Origin of the sequence: Micromonospora sp. NBC_01655, from assembly GCF_026339755.1 — a bacterium.
GTDB lineage: Bacteria > Actinomycetota > Actinomycetes > Mycobacteriales > Micromonosporaceae > Micromonospora.
The window spans coordinates 1,353,329-1,369,689 of record NZ_JAPEQF010000001.1; the positions used below are offsets into that span (position 1 = coordinate 1,353,329).

General features: G+C 69.2%; 18 protein-coding genes. All 18 read left to right on the forward strand.

The genetic code is table 11. The annotated features are described in order from the left end of the window. Positions 1-119: 119 nt before the first annotated feature. Positions 120-4,007, forward strand: a complete 3,888-nt coding sequence (locus OOK41_RS06445) for a DNA-directed RNA polymerase subunit beta' (protein WP_117665092.1) — start codon at positions 120-122, stop codon at positions 4,005-4,007. A 224-nt stretch (positions 4,008-4,231) separates the two neighbouring features. Next, positions 4,232-4,600 carry a hypothetical protein gene (locus OOK41_RS06450; RefSeq protein ID WP_117665093.1) on the forward strand — a complete coding sequence of 123 codons (369 nt, stop codon included), beginning with the start codon at positions 4,232-4,234 and terminating at the stop codon, positions 4,598-4,600. Positions 4,601-5,187: 587 nt separating this feature from the next. Continuing rightward, positions 5,188-5,556: a hypothetical protein gene (locus OOK41_RS06455; protein ID WP_266267740.1), complete on the forward strand. Its 369-nt coding sequence runs from the start codon at positions 5,188-5,190 to the stop codon at positions 5,554-5,556. 537 nt (positions 5,557-6,093) lie between these two features. Further along, positions 6,094-6,468, forward strand: a complete 375-nt coding sequence (gene rpsL / locus OOK41_RS06460; RefSeq protein ID WP_117665094.1) for a 30S ribosomal protein S12 — start codon at positions 6,094-6,096, stop codon at positions 6,466-6,468. Position 6,469: 1 nt separating this feature from the next. Next, a complete protein-coding gene (rpsG, locus tag OOK41_RS06465; RefSeq protein WP_091079418.1) occupies positions 6,470-6,940 on the forward strand; it encodes a 30S ribosomal protein S7 in 471 nt (156 codons plus the stop codon). 74 nt (positions 6,941-7,014) lie between these two features. Further along, entirely contained in the window at positions 7,015-9,111 is a 2,097-nt protein-coding gene (fusA, locus tag OOK41_RS06470) for an elongation factor G (RefSeq protein ID WP_117665095.1), read from the forward strand. A gap of 223 nt (positions 9,112-9,334) precedes the next feature. Next, positions 9,335-10,528 (forward strand): elongation factor Tu, encoded by a 1,194-nt coding sequence (gene tuf / locus OOK41_RS06475; RefSeq protein WP_266263309.1) that lies wholly within the window; start codon positions 9,335-9,337, stop codon positions 10,526-10,528. Between the two features lie 354 nt (positions 10,529-10,882). Next, positions 10,883-11,191, forward strand: coding sequence for a 30S ribosomal protein S10 (gene rpsJ / locus OOK41_RS06480; RefSeq protein WP_007073037.1), 309 nt, complete (start codon positions 10,883-10,885; stop codon positions 11,189-11,191). An 11-nt stretch (positions 11,192-11,202) separates the two neighbouring features. Beyond that, a complete protein-coding gene (rplC, locus tag OOK41_RS06485) occupies positions 11,203-11,868 on the forward strand; it encodes a 50S ribosomal protein L3 (RefSeq protein ID WP_117665097.1) in 666 nt (221 codons plus the stop codon). Further along, positions 11,865-12,515 carry a 50S ribosomal protein L4 gene (rplD, locus tag OOK41_RS06490; protein WP_117665098.1) on the forward strand — a complete coding sequence of 217 codons (651 nt, stop codon included), beginning with the start codon at positions 11,865-11,867 and terminating at the stop codon, positions 12,513-12,515. Before rplC ends, rplD begins: the two co-directional genes overlap by 4 nt. Next, on the forward strand, positions 12,512-12,814 hold the full coding sequence (rplW, locus tag OOK41_RS06495) for a 50S ribosomal protein L23 (protein ID WP_117665099.1): 303 nt from the start codon (positions 12,512-12,514) through the stop codon (positions 12,812-12,814). Before rplD ends, rplW begins: the two co-directional genes overlap by 4 nt. A gap of 12 nt (positions 12,815-12,826) precedes the next feature. Beyond that, on the forward strand, positions 12,827-13,666 hold the full coding sequence (gene rplB / locus OOK41_RS06500; protein ID WP_117665100.1) for a 50S ribosomal protein L2: 840 nt from the start codon (positions 12,827-12,829) through the stop codon (positions 13,664-13,666). A 12-nt stretch (positions 13,667-13,678) separates the two neighbouring features. Next, complete coding sequence (gene rpsS / locus OOK41_RS06505) at positions 13,679-13,960, forward strand: 30S ribosomal protein S19 (RefSeq protein ID WP_007073032.1); 282 nt, start codon at positions 13,679-13,681, stop codon at positions 13,958-13,960. Between the two features lie 40 nt (positions 13,961-14,000). After that, positions 14,001-14,459 (forward strand): 50S ribosomal protein L22, encoded by a 459-nt coding sequence (gene rplV, locus OOK41_RS06510; RefSeq protein ID WP_117665101.1) that lies wholly within the window; start codon positions 14,001-14,003, stop codon positions 14,457-14,459. Then, complete coding sequence (rpsC, locus tag OOK41_RS06515) at positions 14,459-15,325, forward strand: 30S ribosomal protein S3 (RefSeq protein ID WP_117665102.1); 867 nt, start codon at positions 14,459-14,461, stop codon at positions 15,323-15,325. The genes rplV and rpsC overlap by 1 nt, the downstream gene beginning before the upstream one ends. A 3-nt stretch (positions 15,326-15,328) precedes the next feature. After that, positions 15,329-15,754: a 50S ribosomal protein L16 gene (gene rplP / locus OOK41_RS06520; RefSeq protein WP_043965519.1), complete on the forward strand. Its 426-nt coding sequence runs from the start codon at positions 15,329-15,331 to the stop codon at positions 15,752-15,754. After that, positions 15,754-15,990: a 50S ribosomal protein L29 gene (gene rpmC, locus OOK41_RS06525; protein ID WP_117665103.1), complete on the forward strand. Its 237-nt coding sequence runs from the start codon at positions 15,754-15,756 to the stop codon at positions 15,988-15,990. Before rplP ends, rpmC begins: the two co-directional genes overlap by 1 nt. Further along, a complete protein-coding gene (rpsQ, locus tag OOK41_RS06530) occupies positions 15,987-16,265 on the forward strand; it encodes a 30S ribosomal protein S17 (RefSeq protein WP_117665104.1) in 279 nt (92 codons plus the stop codon). The genes rpmC and rpsQ overlap by 4 nt, the downstream gene beginning before the upstream one ends. Positions 16,266-16,361: the final 96 nt, after the last annotated feature.

Sequence of the window (16,361 nt, forward strand, 5' to 3'; positions counted from 1 at the left end):
TGAGGGTTGGGGGGCCGATCGACCCGCTCTGGGCGGTCAGGCCTGATCCCGACGCGGGTCGGCCGGCCCCCCAACCCCGCCCATGATCTAGCTATAAAGACGACGACATAGGGGACATAGTGCTCGACGTCAACTTCTTCGACGAGCTGCGCATCGGCCTCGCCACCGCCGACGACATCCGTCAGTGGTCCCACGGCGAGGTCAAGAAGCCTGAGACGATCAACTACCGCACCCTCAAGCCGGAAAAGGACGGGCTCTTCTGCGAGAAGATCTTCGGCCCGCAGCGGGACTGGGAGTGCTACTGCGGTAAGTACAAGCGGGTCCGGTTCAAGGGCATCATCTGCGAGCGCTGTGGCGTCGAGGTGACCCGCTCCAAGGTCCGCCGGGAGCGGATGGGTCACATCGAGCTGGCCGCTCCGGTGACCCACATCTGGTACTTCAAGGGCGTGCCGAGCCGGCTGGGCTACCTGCTGGACCTCGCCCCGAAGGACCTCGAAAAGATCATCTACTTCGCCTCGTACGTCGTGACGAGCGTGGACGCCGAGTCGCGTCACCGTGACCTCTCGACCATCGAGAACGAGATCCTGGCCGAGAAGCGGCAGGCCGAGAACAGCCGCGACTCGGAGATCGAGAAGCGGGCCGCCAAGCTCGAGGCCGACCTGGCCGAGCTGGAGGCCGAGGGCGCGAAGGCGGACGTCCGGCGCAAGGTCAAGGAGGGCGGAGAGCGCGAGATGCGCCAGATCCGCGACCGGGCCCAGCGCGAGATCGACCGCCTGGACGAGGTGCTCGACACCTTCCGCAAGCTGGACTCGAAGCAGCTCGTCACCGACGAACTGCTCTACCGGGAGCTGCGCGACCGGTTCGGCGAGTACTTCACCGGCGGCATGGGCGCCGAGGCCATCAAGGCGCTGGTCCAGAACATGGACCTCGACGCCGAGGCCGAGAGCCTGCGCGAGACCATCCGCTCCGGCAAGGGCCAGCGGAAGATCCGGGCGCTCAAGCGGCTCAAGGTCGTCGCGGCCTTCCTGAACACCCGCAACTCGCCGCTCGGCATGGTGCTGGACTGCGTCCCGGTCATCCCGCCGGACCTGCGCCCGATGGTGCAGCTCGACGGTGGCCGCTTCGCGACCTCCGACCTGAACGACCTGTACCGCCGCGTGATCAACCGGAACAACCGCCTCAAGCGGCTGATCGACCTCGGCGCGCCCGAGATCATCGTCAACAACGAGAAGCGGATGCTCCAGGAGGCCGTCGACGCGCTGTTCGACAACGGCCGCCGCGGCCGGCCGGTCACCGGCCCGGGTAACCGCCCGCTCAAGTCGCTGTCCGACATGCTCAAGGGCAAGCAGGGCCGGTTCCGGCAGAACCTGCTCGGCAAGCGCGTCGACTACTCCGGCCGTTCGGTCATCGTGGTCGGCCCGAAGCTGAAGCTGCACCAGTGCGGCCTGCCCAAGCAGATGGCGCTGGAGCTGTTCAAGCCGTTCGTGATGAAGCGGCTGGTGGACCTCAACCACGCGCAGAACATCAAGTCCGCCAAGCGGATGGTCGAGCGGCAGCGGCCGGTCGTGTGGGACGTGCTGGAAGAGGTCATCGGCGAGCACCCGGTGCTGCTGAACCGCGCGCCGACCCTGCACCGACTGGGCATCCAGGCCTTCGAGCCGCAGCTCGTCGAGGGCAAGGCGATCCAGATCCACCCGCTGGTCTGCACCGCGTTCAACGCCGACTTCGACGGTGACCAGATGGCGGTGCACGTGCCGCTGTCCGCCGAGGCCCAGGCCGAGGCGCGGATCCTGATGCTGTCGTCGAACAACATCCTCAAGCCGGCCGACGGCAAGCCGGTCACCATGCCCACCCAGGACATGGTCATCGGGCTGTACCACCTCACCCACCTCACCGCCGGTGAGAAGGGCGAGGGCCGGCCGTTCAGCTCGGACGCCGAGGCGCGGATGGCCTTCGACGCCGGCGAGCTGCACCTGCAGGCGCCGGTGAAGATCCGCCTGCGCGGGCTGGTCGGGGTCGACAACGGCGCCGGCGCCGAGCCGTGGGTCGCGCCGGAGGGCTGGGTCGAGGGTGAGCCGCTCACCGTCGAGACCACCCTGGGCCGGGTGCTGTTCAACGAGACGCTGCCGCAGGGCTACCGCTTCGTGAACTACGAGATCCGCAAGGGTCAGCTCTCCGCGATCGTCAACGACCTCGCCGAGCGCTTCCCGAAGGTGGCGCTGGCCGCCACTCTGGACGGCCTCAAGGAGGCCGGTTTCCACTGGGCCACCTGGTCCGGCGTGACGATCGGCATGGAGGACGTCATCGCTCCGCCGCGCAAGCGGGAGATCCTGGAGCGGTACGAGAAGGAAGCCGACCGGATCGACAAGCAGTACCAGCGGGGTCTGATGACCGCCGAGGAGCGTCGCGGCGAGCTCATCGAGATCTGGACCAAGGCGACCAACGAGGTCGCCAAGGAGATGGACACCGCGCTGCCGCAGGAGAACCCGCTCTGGAAGATGATCAACTCGGGTGCCCGCGGTAACCTGCTCCAGCTCCGCCAGATCGCCGCGATCCGTGGTCTGGTGGCCAACCCGAAGGGCGAGATCATCCCCCGGCCGATCAAGGCCAGCTACCGGGAGGGTCTGTCCGTGCTGGAGTACTTCATCTCCACGCACGGTGCCCGTAAGGGTCTCGCCGACACCGCGCTGCGGACCGCCGACTCGGGTTACCTGACCCGTCGTCTGGTGGACGTGTCGCAGGACGTCATCATCCGCGAGGAGGACTGCGGCACCGACCGGGCCATCCCGATGCAGATCGGCGAGCGGCGCGACGGCAAGCTGTACGTCCACGAGCACGCCGAGACCAGCGTGCACGCCCGGACCCTGGCCGACGACATCAAGGGGCCGGACGGCAACGTCGTCGCCGAGCGGGGCCAGGACATCAACTCCATCGGGGTCGACCGGATCGTCGCCGCCGGGGTGGAGACGGTGCGGGTGCGCAGCGTGCTCACCTGCGAGTCGAAGCTGGGCGTCTGCGGCGCGTGCTACGGCCGCTCGCTGCCGACCGGCAAGACCGTGGATGTCGGCGAGGCGGTGGGCATCATCGCCGCCCAGTCGATTGGTGAGCCCGGTACGCAGCTGACGATGCGTACGTTCCACACCGGTGGTGTCGCGGGTGAGGACATCACCCAGGGTCTGCCCCGTGTCCAGGAGATCTTCGAGGCCCGCGTCCCGAAGGGCAAGGCGCCGATCGCCGACACCCCGGGCCGGATCCGGATCGAGGACGGCGAGCGGTCGCGGAAGATCATCGTGGTGCCGGACGACGGCAGCGAGGAGATCGTCTACGACAAGATCTCCAAGCGGGTCCGGCTGCGCGCCCACGACGGCGACCACGTCGAGGTCGGCGAGAAGCTCACCGAGGGCACCATCGACCCGCACGAGCTGCTGCGCATCCTCGGCCCGCGCGCGGTCCAGGTCCACCTGACCCAGGAGGTCCAGGAGGTCTACCGCTCGCAGGGTGTGCTCATCCACGACAAGCACATCGAGATCATCATCCGCCAGATGCTCAAGCGGGTGACGGTCATCGACTCCGGCTCGACCGAGTTCCTGCCGGGCGTGCTGGTCGACCGGGCGCTGTTCGAGTCGGAGAACCGCCGACTCGTGTCCGAGGGCGGCGAGCCCGCCGCCGGTCGTCCGGTGCTGATGGGCATCACCAAGGCCTCGCTGGCCACGGACTCCTGGCTCTCGGCGGCCTCCTTCCAGGAGACCACCCGGGTGCTGACCGACGCGGCGATCAACTCGCGCAGCGACTCGCTGGTCGGCCTCAAGGAGAACGTGATCATCGGTAAGCTCATCCCGGCCGGTACGGGCATCAGCAAGTACCGCAACGTCCGGGTCGAGCCGACCGAGGAGGCCAAGGCCAAGGTCTACTCGATGACCGGGTACCCGGAGACCGACTACGGCTTCGGGCCGGCCAGCGGGCAGGCCGTGCCGCTGGACGACTTCGACTTCGGGTCGTACCGCTAGAGCACGCACTGACGACGAGGCCCCCGGCGCCGCCGGGGGCCTCGTCGCGTCCCGGGGACCGTCGGACCGGGGGCCGCGGTGCGGTCGGGGATCGAGTCCCGGCAGGTCACGCCGGGTGCCGGACCGGCCCGCCACCCGGTTCGCTGCCCCGCGTGGGGCGGTCGACGACCGGTCTGCTCCCACGGACGCAGCCGGGCGGCCGGCGGGCGGGGCATGATGGGGGCATGACGACCGCACCCGGGCCGGCGCCCGTCGCGCAGCCGGGGCCGCGCCATCCGCTCGACCCGGACCCGGTCCGTTCCAGCAAGGCCCGCGCGGTCTTCGCCCTCGGCCTGATGGGCGCCCTAACCGGGATCTTTGTCGGCGGGGTGGTGCCGGCGACACTCGCTCTGGTGCTCGCCCGGCAGGCCCGCCGGGAGGCGTACGCCTCGGGGGGCTACCTCACCGGCGCCGCCTGGCTGCGGCGGGGGGAGCGACTGGCCTGGACGGGCCTGGTCCTGTTCGCGGCGACCGTGGTGGTCGCGGTGGTGATCGGCGTGGTCCGGCTGGCCGGGGAGCCGTTCGGGCACGACTACGCGCCGAACATGGACTGACCGTCCCGGGGGATGCCTCCCCGCCCACCCACGGGGGGTGGGGCGGCGGCGGTAGCCTGGCCGGTGTCCGTCGCGCGGCGGTGGACACCGACCGGCGACAGGAGGACCTCGTGACGGAACCGGCGCGGCCCTCGGGCGACCGGGCGGAGCCGCCCGCCGCGCTCCCGGACCCGGCCGGGTCCCCGGCGGCGCCGGGGGAGAGCCCGTGGGCCAGGCCGGCCACCGAGCCCCGGATCGCCCCGGAGGTCGCCTCCGTGGAATACGCCCCGCCTCCGGTCTCCCCGCCGCCCGCGTCGGTCGGGAGCGCCGGGTCCGTCCCGGCGAGCCCCGGTCCGCACCCCGGCCCCCGTCCGCAGCTCGGCGCCGCGCCGCAGCCCGGTGCGTCACCCGGCGGTGAGCGGCCGGCCGACCCCGGCCCGTACCCGGGGCAGGCGCCCTGGTCCGCGCAGCCGGCGTATCCCGGATCGGGGCCGGTGGGACGTCCGGGCCAGCCGACGGGTGCCGCCTGGGGCGGGCCGGGCACCGGCTGGGGGCGGGTGCCCCCGCCACCGCGGGAGGCTCCCCGGCCGCCGAAGCGGGTCGACCCGGTGCCGGGCACCCCGTTCGGTGTGGTGCACCTCGACGTCCCCCCGGTCACCTCGGGGCTCGCCGTCGGTTCCCTGGTGGCCGGGATCGCGTCGGCCCTGATCTCGCTCCTGGTGGTCTGCCTGGGGGCGACCGCCGGCACCCAGGGGGCCTGGGCCGCCGGGCTGTTCGCGGTCCTCGGCGTCCTGGCCGGCACGGCGGCGGTGGTCGCCGGCCTGCTCGGCATGCGGCAGATCCGGCGGCCCGCGTCGCCGCCCGCGGTGCGCTTCGCCGGCCGGGGCCTGGCGGTGGCCGGGATCAGCTGCGGCGCGACGGGTCTGGCACTCAGCCTGCTGGGCCTGGGCCTGGCGCTGCTCCTCGGCCTCGGCTGAGCGGGCGGCGTCGGCGGAGGGCCGGGGCCGCCGGGGCGGGGCCGGGTGACGCTGGTCCCGGCCCTGGCGGCGGTCGTACGGGGGCGACGGGCCGGGTCCGGCGGGAGCCGTTACACTTGTCTCTGTAGGTGCTCGTCGCGGATGGGCAGGCACGACGGTTCGGCCGGCGGGGCGGTGACGCCGATCTCCGGGACCGCCCCGTTTTGACCTGTGCGGCTGTGATAGGTACTCTTCCCCCTTGTGCCCGGGCCTGCCCGGGCAACTCGTGCGTGCGCTGGACCCGGACGACCGGTGATCGCGCGGCGACACGACAGAGCCAAGGACCCGGCGCGCGGCCATCGCGTGCCGGCGACAGAAATCCGGTGCGCGCGCGAGCGGCGGTGCCGGGACCGTGAGCTGGGCGACACGCCCGACCGCGGGTGTCGGGACCATCGCAAGGTGGCCTCGGCCGGAATGTAGGAGAGCCTTCCCATCAGGGCTGGTTACGAGTAGACGGCGCGGCCGCCGGATGGCGGCCGAAGGGAGCGGAGAAACCCGGTGCCCACGATTCAGCAGCTGGTCCGAAAGGGCCGCCAGGCCAAGACGACCAAGACCAAGACCCCGGCGCTGAAGGGTTCCCCTCAGCGGCGCGGTGTGTGCACCCGCGTGTACACCACCACCCCCAAGAAGCCGAACTCGGCGCTCCGCAAGGTCGCTCGTGTCAAGCTCAGCAGCCAGATCGAGGTGACCGCCTACATCCCGGGCGTGGGTCACAACCTGCAGGAGCACTCGATCGTGCTTGTTCGCGGCGGCCGGGTGAAGGACCTCCCCGGCGTCCGTTACAAGATCGTTCGCGGTTCGCTGGACACCCAGGGTGTCCGCAACCGTAAGCAGGCGCGCAGCCGTTACGGCGCGAAGAGGGAGAAGAGCTGAGATGCCGCGTAAGGGACCCGCTCCGCGGAAGCCGCTGGTCGCTGACCCGGTGTACAACTCGCCGTTGGTCACCCAGCTGGTGAACAAGATCCTGCTGCGCGGCAAGCGCCAGCTCGCCGAGCGCATCGTGTACGCCGCCCTGGAGGGCTGCCGCGAGAAGTCCGGCACCGACCCGGTCGTCACCCTCAAGCGGGCGATGGACAACGTCAAGCCGACCCTCGAGGTGCGCAGCCGCCGCGTCGGTGGCGCCACCTACCAGGTGCCGGTCGAGGTTCGTCCGGCTCGCGCGACCACCCTCGGACTGCGCTGGCTGGTGACGTACTCCAAGGCCCGGCGTGAGAAGACCATGGTCGAGCGGCTGATGAACGAGCTGCTGGACGCGAGCAACGGTCTGGGTGCCGCCGTGAAGCGGCGCGAGGACACGCACAAGATGGCCGAGTCGAACAAGGCCTTCGCGCACTACCGCTGGTAACACCCTGGTTCCGGCGCCGCGAGGCGCCGGAACCGCCACCAGTTGTGTCGAGACGACGATAAGTAGGGATTGAAGTGGCCGCCGCAGACGCGCTCGCCAACGTACGCAACATCGGCATCATGGCGCACATCGATGCCGGTAAGACCACCACCACCGAGCGGATCCTCTTCTACACCGGTATCACGTACAAGATCGGTGAGGTCCACGAGGGCGCTGCCGTCATGGACTGGATGGAGCAGGAGCAGGAGCGTGGTATCACCATCACCTCCGCTGCCACCAAGTGTGAGTGGAAGGGCCACACGATCCAGATCATCGACACGCCTGGTCACGTCGACTTCACGGTCGAGGTCGAGCGGTCGCTGCGGGTGCTGGACGGTGCGGTCGCGGTCTACGACGGTGTGGCCGGTGTGGAGCCGCAGACGGAGAACGTCTGGCGCCAGGCCGACAAGTACGACGTCCCGCGGATGTGCTTCGTCAACAAGCTCGACCGGACCGGCGCCGACTTCTTCCGCTGCGTGCAGATGATGATCGACCGGCTCAACGCCACCCCGCTGGTGCTCCAGATTCCGATCGGTGCCGAGGCCGACTTCATCGGCGTCGTCGACCTGATCGGCATGCGCGCCCTCACCTGGCGCGGGGAGACCCAGAAGGGTGAGGACTACGCGATCGAGGAGATCCCGGCCGACCTCGCCGACTCCGCCGCGGAGTGGCGCGAGAAGCTGATGGAGACCCTGGCCGACGTCGACGACGCGGTGATGGAGAAGTACCTGGAGGGCGAGGAGATCTCCGTCGAGGAGATCAAGGCCGCCATCCGGCGCGCCACCATCGGCGGCAAGGCCAACCCGGTGCTCACCGGTACCGCCTTCAAGAACAAGGGCATCCAGCCCATGCTCGACGCGGTCGTGGACTTCCTGCCGTCGCCGCTGGACATCCCGGCGATCGAGGGCACGGCCACCGACGGCGAGACGCCGCTGCAGCGCAAGCCGTCGAAGTCGGAGCCGTTCTCCGGCCTGGCCTTCAAGATCCAGACCGACAAGCACCTCGGCAAGCTCACCTACGTCCGGGTCTACTCCGGCGTGGTCGAGACCGGTACCCAGGTGGTCAACTCCACCAAGGACCGCAAGGAGCGGATCGGCAAGATCTACCAGATGCACGCCAACAAGCGGGAAGAGCGCGGCTCGGCCCAGGCTGGCGACATCATCGCGGTGCAGGGTCTGAAGCAGACCACCACCGGCGACACGCTGTGCGACCCGGCGAACCCGGTCATCCTGGAGTCGATGACCTTCCCGGAGCCGGTCATCGAGGTCGCCATCGAGCCGAAGACCAAGGCCGACCAGGAGAAGCTCAGCACCGCCATCCAGCGGCTGGCCGAGGAGGACCCGACCTTCCGCGTCAAGCTGGACGAGGAGACCGGCCAGACGGTCATCTCCGGCATGGGCGAGCTGCACCTGGACATCCTGGTCGACCGGATGCGCCGCGAGTTCAACGTCGAGGCGAACATCGGCAAGCCGCAGGTGGCGTACCGCGAGACCATCCGCCGCAAGGTGGAGAAGATCGAGTACACCCACAAGAAGCAGACCGGTGGTTCCGGCCAGTACGCCCGGGTGATCGTCAGCCTGGAGCCGCTGCCGCTGGACAACGACTCGCCGACCTACGAGTTCGCCAACGCCGTCACCGGTGGCCGCATCCCCCGGGAGTTCATCCCGTCGGTGGACGCCGGCGCCCAGGACGCCATGCAGTACGGCATTCTGGCCGGCTTCCCGCTGGTGGGCGTCAAGCTGACGCTGCTGGACGGTCAGTACCACGAGGTGGACTCGTCGGAAATGGCGTTCAAGGTCGCCGGCTCGATGGTGATGAAGGAGGCGGCCCGCAAGGCCGACCCCGCGCTGCTCGAGCCGATGATGGCCGTTGAGGTCACCACTCCCGAGGAGAACATGGGTGACGTCATCGGCGACCTCAACTCCCGCCGCGGCATTATCCAGGAGATGGAGGAGCGCAGCGGCGCCCGCATCGTGAAGGCTCTGGTGCCGTTGTCGGAGATGTTCGGCTACGTCGGCGACCTGCGGTCGAAGACGCAGGGCCGGGCTAGCTACAGCATGCAGTTCGACTCCTACGCCGAGGTGCCGCAGAGCGTGGCGAAGGAGATCATCGCCAAGGCGACGGGTGAGTGACGCTCACCCTGAGCTGACCGGATGATCCGGGGCCGGTCGCGGGAGGGTATCCCCGCCCGCGGCCACCTCGGTCGGGTTGCGTGAGACCGGGCCTGTAGGCTTCATCGCCGCAGAACCCACCAAAGCTCTCCGGCCGCGAGGCCGGAAAGGCTGTCGACAGAGTCCTAAGCGCCGACCTGGCGCGCCGGGGCGAACGAACCAAGAAGTCCACAGGAGGACACCAGTGGCGAAGGCGAAGTTCGAGCGGACTAAGCCGCACGTCAACATCGGCACCATTGGTCACATCGACCACGGTAAGACGACGCTGACGGCGGCCATCACCAAGGTCCTGCACGACCAGTACCCGGACCTGAACCCGTACACGCCGTTCGACGAGATCGACAAGGCGCCGGAGGAGAAGGCCCGCGGCATCACGATCTCGATCGCGCACGTCGAGTACCAGACCGAGTCTCGGCACTACGCGCACGTCGACTGCCCCGGGCACGCCGACTACATCAAGAACATGATCACCGGTGCCGCGCAGATGGACGGCGCGATCCTGGTGGTCGCGGCGACCGACGGCCCGATGCCGCAGACCCGGGAGCACGTGCTGCTGGCCCGTCAGGTCGGTGTGCCGTACATCGTCGTGGCGCTCAACAAGAGCGACATGGTCGACGACGAGGAGCTCCTGGAGCTCGTCGAGCTCGAGGTCCGCGAGCTGCTCTCCTCGCAGGAGTACCCGGGTGACGACCTGCCGGTCGTCCAGGTCTCCGCGCTGCGGGCGCTCGAGGGCGACCCGGTCTGGACCGAGAAGCTGCTCGAGCTGATGAACGCGGTCGACACCGCGATCCCGCAGCCGGAGCGCGAGACCGAGAAGCCGTTCCTCATGCCCGTCGAGGACGTGTTCACGATCACCGGTCGTGGCACCGTCGTCACCGGTCGTGTCGAGCGTGGCGTGCTGCTCCCGAACGAGGACGTCGAGGTCGTCGGCATCCGCGAGAAGGGCTTCAAGACCAAGGTCACCGCGATCGAGATGTTCCGGAAGACCCTGGACGACGCCCGCGCGGGTGAGAACGTCGGTCTCCTGCTGCGTGGCACCAAGCGCGAGGACGTCGAGCGCGGCATGGTCGTCATCAAGCCGGGCACCACGACCCCGCACACGGAGTTCGAGGCGACCGTCTACATCCTCTCGAAGGAAGAGGGCGGGCGGCACACCCCGTTCTTCCAGAACTACCGTCCGCAGTTCTACTTCCGGACCACGGACGTCACCGGCGTCGTCACGCTGCCCGAGGGCACCGAGATGGTCATGCCGGGCGACAACACCACGATGACCGTGAAGCTGATCCAGCCCATCGCGATGGAGGACAACCTCAAGTTCGCGATCCGGGAGGGTGGCCGTACGGTCGGCGCTGGTCGCGTCACCAAGATCATCAAGTGAGCTGGGTAACCCCGATTAGCGTTGCCGCCGGGCGTGCGGCATACTAGTCAGGTTGCGTAACGACAGTTCGTCGCCCGCGTCCGGCGTCCGCTGGACCTCCGGGTCGTTGAACAGTCGCGCGTAGGGTGGTTGGCCTGTCCCTGGCGGCCAACCACCCTCGCACGGCGTCCAGGTCGCGGTGACGCGATCGGCGCCATGACCCACCGCGCGGTCAGCAGAGCTCCGGAGTCCCGGGGCGGAGCCTGGTCCGAGGGCGCGACACGCCCGACCGCGGGGGTCGGCGGAAGTGGGCCTGTGCCAGCCGGCACAGGTGCCCGCGACACAGCGGCATCGAGAGAAGGAACAGAAGCCACCATGGCGGGACAGAAGATCCGCATCCGGCTCAAGGCCTATGACCACGAGGTCGTCGACTCGTCGGCTCGGAAGATCGTCGAGACGGTGACGCGTACCGGGGCGCAGGTCGCTGGCCCGGTGCCGCTGCCCACGGAGATCAACCGTTTCTGCGTCATCCGCTCGCCGCACAAGTACAAGGACTCGCGCGAGCACTTCGAGATGCGTACGCACAAGCGGCTGATCGACATCATCGACCCGACCCCGAAGACGGTCGACTCGCTCATGCGCCTCGACCTGCCGGCTGGCGTCGACATCGAGATCAAGCTGTAGGGACCGGACAAATGGACAGGCAAGTCAAGGGGATCCTGGGCGCAAAGCTCGGCATGACCCAGGTCTGGGACAACAACCGTGTTGTCCCGGTGACCGTGGTTCAGGCCGGCCCGTGCGTCGTCAGCCAGGTTCGTAGCGCCGAGAAGGACGGTTACTCCGCGGTCCAGCTCGCCTACGGCACGATCGACCCGCGCAAGGTGAAGAAGCCGGTCAGCGGGCACTACGCGAAGGCGGACGTGGCGCCGCGCCGGCACATCGTCGAGCTGCGCACCGCGGACGCCGCGGACTACTCGCTGGGCCAGGAGGTCACGGTCGAGCAGTTCCCGGCCGGCGTCAGCATCGACGTCACCGGCAAGACCAAGGGCAAGGGCTACGCCGGCCCGATGAAGCGGCACGGCTTCCACGGCCTGCGCGCCAGCCACGGTGTCGAGCGCAAGCACCGCTCGCCGGGCTCGATCGGCGCCTGCGCCACCCCGGGTCGCGTCTTCAAGGGCACCCGGATGGCGGGCCGGATGGGTGGCGTTCGCTACACCGTCCAGAACCTGACCGTCCAGGCGGTCGACACCGAGAACAACCTCCTGCTCGTCCGTGGTGCCATCCCCGGTCCCAAGGGCGCGCTGGTCCTGGTCCGCAGCGCGGCCAAGACCAAGGCGAAGAAGGGCGGTGTGGCCAAGTGACCACCGTTGACGTCCTCAACGTCGAAGGCGCCAAGAGCGGCTCCGTCGAGCTGCCGGGCGACATCTTCGACGTCCAGGCCAACCTCTCGCTGATGCACCAGGTCGTGGTGGCCCAGCTCGCGGCGGCCCGTCAGGGCACGCACAAGGCCAAGACCCGCGGCGAGGTCGCCGGCGGCGGCAAGAAGCCGTACAAGCAGAAGGGCACCGGTCGGGCCCGTCAGGGTTCGATCCGCGCGCCGCAGTTCGCCGGCGGTGGCGTGGTCCACGGCCCGGTGCCGCGCGACTACAGCCAGCGGACCCCGAAGAAGATGAAGGCCGCCGCCCTGCGTGGCGCCCTCTCCGACCGGGCCCGCGCCGGGCAGGTGCACGTCGTCGAGGCGTTCGTCTCGGGCGAGAAGCCGTCGACCAAGGCCGCCCTGGCCACGCTGGCCAAGCTGACCGAGGCCCGCCGGGTCCTGGTCGTGCTGAGCAGCACCGACGAGCTGAACTGGGTGTCGCTGCGCAACGAGCCGCGGGTGCACCTGATCGAGGCCGGCCAGCTCAACACGTACGACGTGCTGGTGGCCGACGACGTGGTCTTCACGAAGGACGCCCTGGACGAGTTCCTCGGTGTTCCGGCCGAGGCCACCGAGGAGGGTGACAAGTGACCACGATCGCCGATCCGCGTGACGTAATCTTCGCGCCGGTCGTCTCGGAGAAGAGCTACAGCGAGCTGAACCGGAACTGGTACACCTTCCTGGTGCACCCGGACGCCAACAAGACCGAGATCAAGATCGCTATCCAGCAGATCTTCAACGTCCGCGTCCTGACGGTCAACACGCTCAACCGCGAGGGCAAGCGCAAGCGCACCAAGACCGGCTTCGGTCAGCGCAAGGCCACCAAGCGGGCGATCGTCAAGCTGGCTGACGGTGACCGTATCGAGGCCTTCGGCGGCCCGGTCAGCTGAGGGGTGTAGACAATGGCTATCCGTAAGTACAAGCCGACGACGCCGGGCCGGCGTGGCTCGAGCGTCGCCGACTTCGCCGAGATCACCCGGTCGACGCCCGAGAAGTCGCTGCTGGCGCCGCTGCCGAAGAAGGGTGGGCGCAACGCCCACGGCCGGATCACCACCCGGCACCACGGTGGCGGGCACAAGCGCCAGTACCGTCTGATCGACTTCAAGCGGGTCGACAAGGACGGCATTCCGGCGAAGGTCGCGCACATCGAGTACGACCCGAACCGCACCGCGCGCATCGCGCTGCTGCACTACGCCGACGGCGAGAAGCGGTACATCATCGCGCCGAAGGACCTGAAGCAGGGCGACGCGGTCGAGTCCGGCCCGGGCGCCGACATCAAGCCGGGCAACAACCTGCCGCTGCGCAACATCCCGGTCGGTACCACCATCCACAACGTGGAGCTGCGTCCGGGCGGCGGCGCCAAGCTGGCCCGCTCGGCCGGCGTCGGCATCCAGCTGCTCGGCCGGGAGGGCGTGTACGCCACCCTCCGCATGCCGTCCGGTGAGATCCGGCGGGTCGACGTGCGCTGCCGCGCCAGCATCGGCGAGATCGGCAACGCCGACCAGTCGAACATCAACTGGGGCAAGGCCGGCCGGATGCGGTGGAAGGGCAAGCGCCCGACCGTCCGTGGTGTCGCCATGAACCCGGTCGACCACCCGCACGGTGGTGGTGAGGGTAAGACCTCCGGTGGCCGTCACCCGGTCAACCCGCAGGGTAAGCCCGAGGGCCGCACCCGTCGCAAGGGCCAGCCGAGTGACCGGCTGATCGTCCGCCGTCGCTACGCCACGCGTAAGCGCGGCTGAGGGAGATAAGACATGCCTCGCAGCCTGAAGAAGGGCCCGTTCGTCGACGACCACCTGCTCAAGAAGGTGGAGACGCAGAACGACAAGGGCTCGAAGAACGTCATCAAGACCTGGTCGCGGCGCTCGACGATCATCCCCGAGATGCTCGGCCACACGATCGCCGTGCATGACGGACGCAAGCACGTCCCGGTGTTCGTCACCGAGGCGATGGTCGGGCACAAGCTCGGCGAGTTCGCGCTGACCCGCACGTTCAAGGGTCACGAGAAGGACGACCGGAAGAGCCGCCGGCGCTGACGCCGCGGGCATACGGATAGAGGAACAAGGGGTTACAGCGATGCCAGGAAAGGGCGACGCTCCGGTGCTTCCGGGCGCGCGGGCGATTGCGCGGCACGTGCGCATCTCGCCGATGAAGGCGCGCCGGGTGGTCAACCTCGTCCGCGGCCTGCCCGCGAAGGAGGCGCTCACGGTGCTGCAGTTCGCGCCGCAGGCTGCGAGCGAGCAGGTGTACAAGGTGCTCGCGAGCGCGATTGCGAACGCGGAGAACAACGAGCGGCTGGACCCCGATGCGCTGCTCGTCAGCGAGGCGTTCGTCGACGAGGGCCCGACGATGAAGCGGTTCCGGCCGCGGGCGCAGGGCCGGGCGTACCGGATCCGCAAGCGCACCTGCCACATCACCGTGGCGGTCGAGGCGGTCGCGCCGGCCGCGCCGAAGAAGTCCGCGGCGAAGAAGGCCACCCCGGCGAAGCAGGCCGGGGCCGCTGAGCCGGAGAGCAAGACGGAGGGCGCCGAGTAATGGGTCAGAAGGTTCACCCCACTGGGTTCCGGCTCGGCATCTCGACCGACTGGAAGTCCCGCTGGTTCGCGGACAAGCTCTACAAGGACTACATCGGCGAGGACGTCAAGATCCGCCGGATGATGTCCAAGGGTCTTGAGCGCGCCGGCATCTCCAAGGTCGACATCGAGCGCACCCGGGACCGGGTCCGCGTCGACATCCACACCGCCCGGCCGGGCATCGTCATCGGCCGCAAGGGTGCGGAGGCCGACCGGATCCGCGGCGAGCTGGAGAAGCTCACCGGCAAGCAGGTGCAGCTGAACATCATCGAGGTGAAGAACCCCGAGTCGGACGCGCAGCTGGTCGCCCAGGGCGTCGCCGAGCAGCTCTCCAGCCGGGTCAGCTTCCGTCGGGCGATGCGCAAGGCGATGCAGTCGGCGATGAAGAACCCGGTCTGCAAGGGCATCCGGGTCCAGGTCTCGGGTCGTCTCGGCGGCGCCGAGATGAGCCGGACCGAGTTCTACCGCGAGGGTCGGGTTCCGCTGCACACGCTGCGGGCCAACATCGAGTACGGCTTCTTCGAGGCCCGTACCACCTTCGGCCGCATCGGCGTGAAGGTCTGGATCTACAAGGGTGACGCGGTGCCGGGTCGGGAGACCCCGTCCGAGGCGCCGTCGCGCCCGCGCCGTGAGCGTGGCGACCGCCCCGAGCGGCCGCGCCGTGGTCGGTCCGGCTCGTCCGGTACGACCGCCGGTGGCACCGAGGCCGGGCGGGCTGCCGCGACCACCATCGCGCAGCAGGCTGAGACGCCGAGCGGCGAGCCGGTCGACAGCGCTGCTGTCGCCTCGGCCGCTTCGACTCCGGCAGAAACGCAGCAGGAGGGCTGACAGATGCTGATGCCGCGCAAGCCCCCGAAGGGCTTCCGCAAGCCGCACCACCCGGACCGCCACGGCGCGTCCAAGGGTGGCAACCGCGTGGTGTTCGGCGAGTTCGGGATCCAGGCTCTCGAGCCGGCGTACGTGACCAACCGGCAGATCGAGTCGGCGCGTATCGCGATGACCCGCCACATCAAGCGTGGCGGCAAGGTCTGGATCTCGATCTTCCCGGACCAGGCCCTGACCAAGAAGCCGGCCGAAACCCGGATGGGTTCCGGTAAGGGCTCGCCCGAGTGGTGGGTCGCCAACGTCAAGCCGGGGCGGATCCTCTTCGAGATGTCCTTCCCCAACGAGCAGATCGCGCGAGAGGCGATGCGTCGCGCGATCCACAAGCTCCCGATGAAGTGCCGCATTGTTACGCGCGAAGTGGGTGAATCCTGATGGCAGCGGGCGTTAAGGCCTCCGAGCTGCGTGAGCTCTCCGAGGAGGAGCTGGTCACGAAGCTGCGCGAGGCCAAGGCGGAGCTGTTCAACCTCCGCGTGCAGGGCGCGACCGGGCAGCTGGACAACAACCGGCGGTTGCAGGTCATCCGTCGGGAGATCGCCCGGATCTACACGATCATGCGTGAGCGCGAGCTGGGTCTCTCGGCCGCGCCGACTGAGGTGACTGCATCATGAGCGAGAACACCACCACCGCCGACGCGCGGGCCCGCCGGAAGGTGCGTGAGGGCCTCGTGGTCAGCGACAAGATGGACAAGACCGTCGTCGTCGAGGTCGAGGACCGGGTCAAGCACGCGCTGTACGGCAAGATCATGCGCCGGACCAGCAAGCTGAAGGTGCACGACGAGCAGAACGCCGCCGGCATCGGCGACCGGGTCCTGATCATGGAGACCCGGCCGCTGTCCGCCACCAAGCGTTGGCGGATCGTGGAGATCCTGGAAAAGGCCAAGTAGCGAAGGCTCGATCTCGCCCGGCTTCAGTCGGGCGCGGGTTCCGCCAGGCTCCGGCCGCGGCAGGCGGCCGGAGAACCGGCAGACATAGGAGATAGA

Excerpts from the sequence above, each read along its gene's own strand:
- rplB (WP_117665100.1), top strand. The coding sequence starts at position 12,827 with ATGGCTATCCGTAAGTACAAGCCGACGACGCCGGGCCGGCGTGGCTCG.
- rpsG (WP_091079418.1), top strand. The coding sequence starts at position 6,470 with ATGCCGCGTAAGGGACCCGCTCCGCGGAAGCCGCTGGTCGCTGACCCG.
- rpsC (WP_117665102.1), top strand. The coding sequence starts at position 14,459 with ATGGGTCAGAAGGTTCACCCCACTGGGTTCCGGCTCGGCATCTCGACC.
- rplV (WP_117665101.1), top strand. The coding sequence starts at position 14,001 with ATGCCAGGAAAGGGCGACGCTCCGGTGCTTCCGGGCGCGCGGGCGATT.
- rpsQ (WP_117665104.1), top strand. The coding sequence starts at position 15,987 with ATGAGCGAGAACACCACCACCGCCGACGCGCGGGCCCGCCGGAAGGTG.
- rpsS (WP_007073032.1), top strand. The coding sequence starts at position 13,679 with ATGCCTCGCAGCCTGAAGAAGGGCCCGTTCGTCGACGACCACCTGCTC.
- OOK41_RS06450 (WP_117665093.1), top strand. The coding sequence starts at position 4,232 with ATGACGACCGCACCCGGGCCGGCGCCCGTCGCGCAGCCGGGGCCGCGC.
- rpsJ (WP_007073037.1), top strand. The coding sequence starts at position 10,883 with ATGGCGGGACAGAAGATCCGCATCCGGCTCAAGGCCTATGACCACGAG.
- rplC (WP_117665097.1), top strand. The coding sequence starts at position 11,203 with ATGGACAGGCAAGTCAAGGGGATCCTGGGCGCAAAGCTCGGCATGACC.
- rpmC (WP_117665103.1), top strand. The coding sequence starts at position 15,754 with ATGGCAGCGGGCGTTAAGGCCTCCGAGCTGCGTGAGCTCTCCGAGGAG.
- rplP (WP_043965519.1), top strand. The coding sequence starts at position 15,329 with ATGCTGATGCCGCGCAAGCCCCCGAAGGGCTTCCGCAAGCCGCACCAC.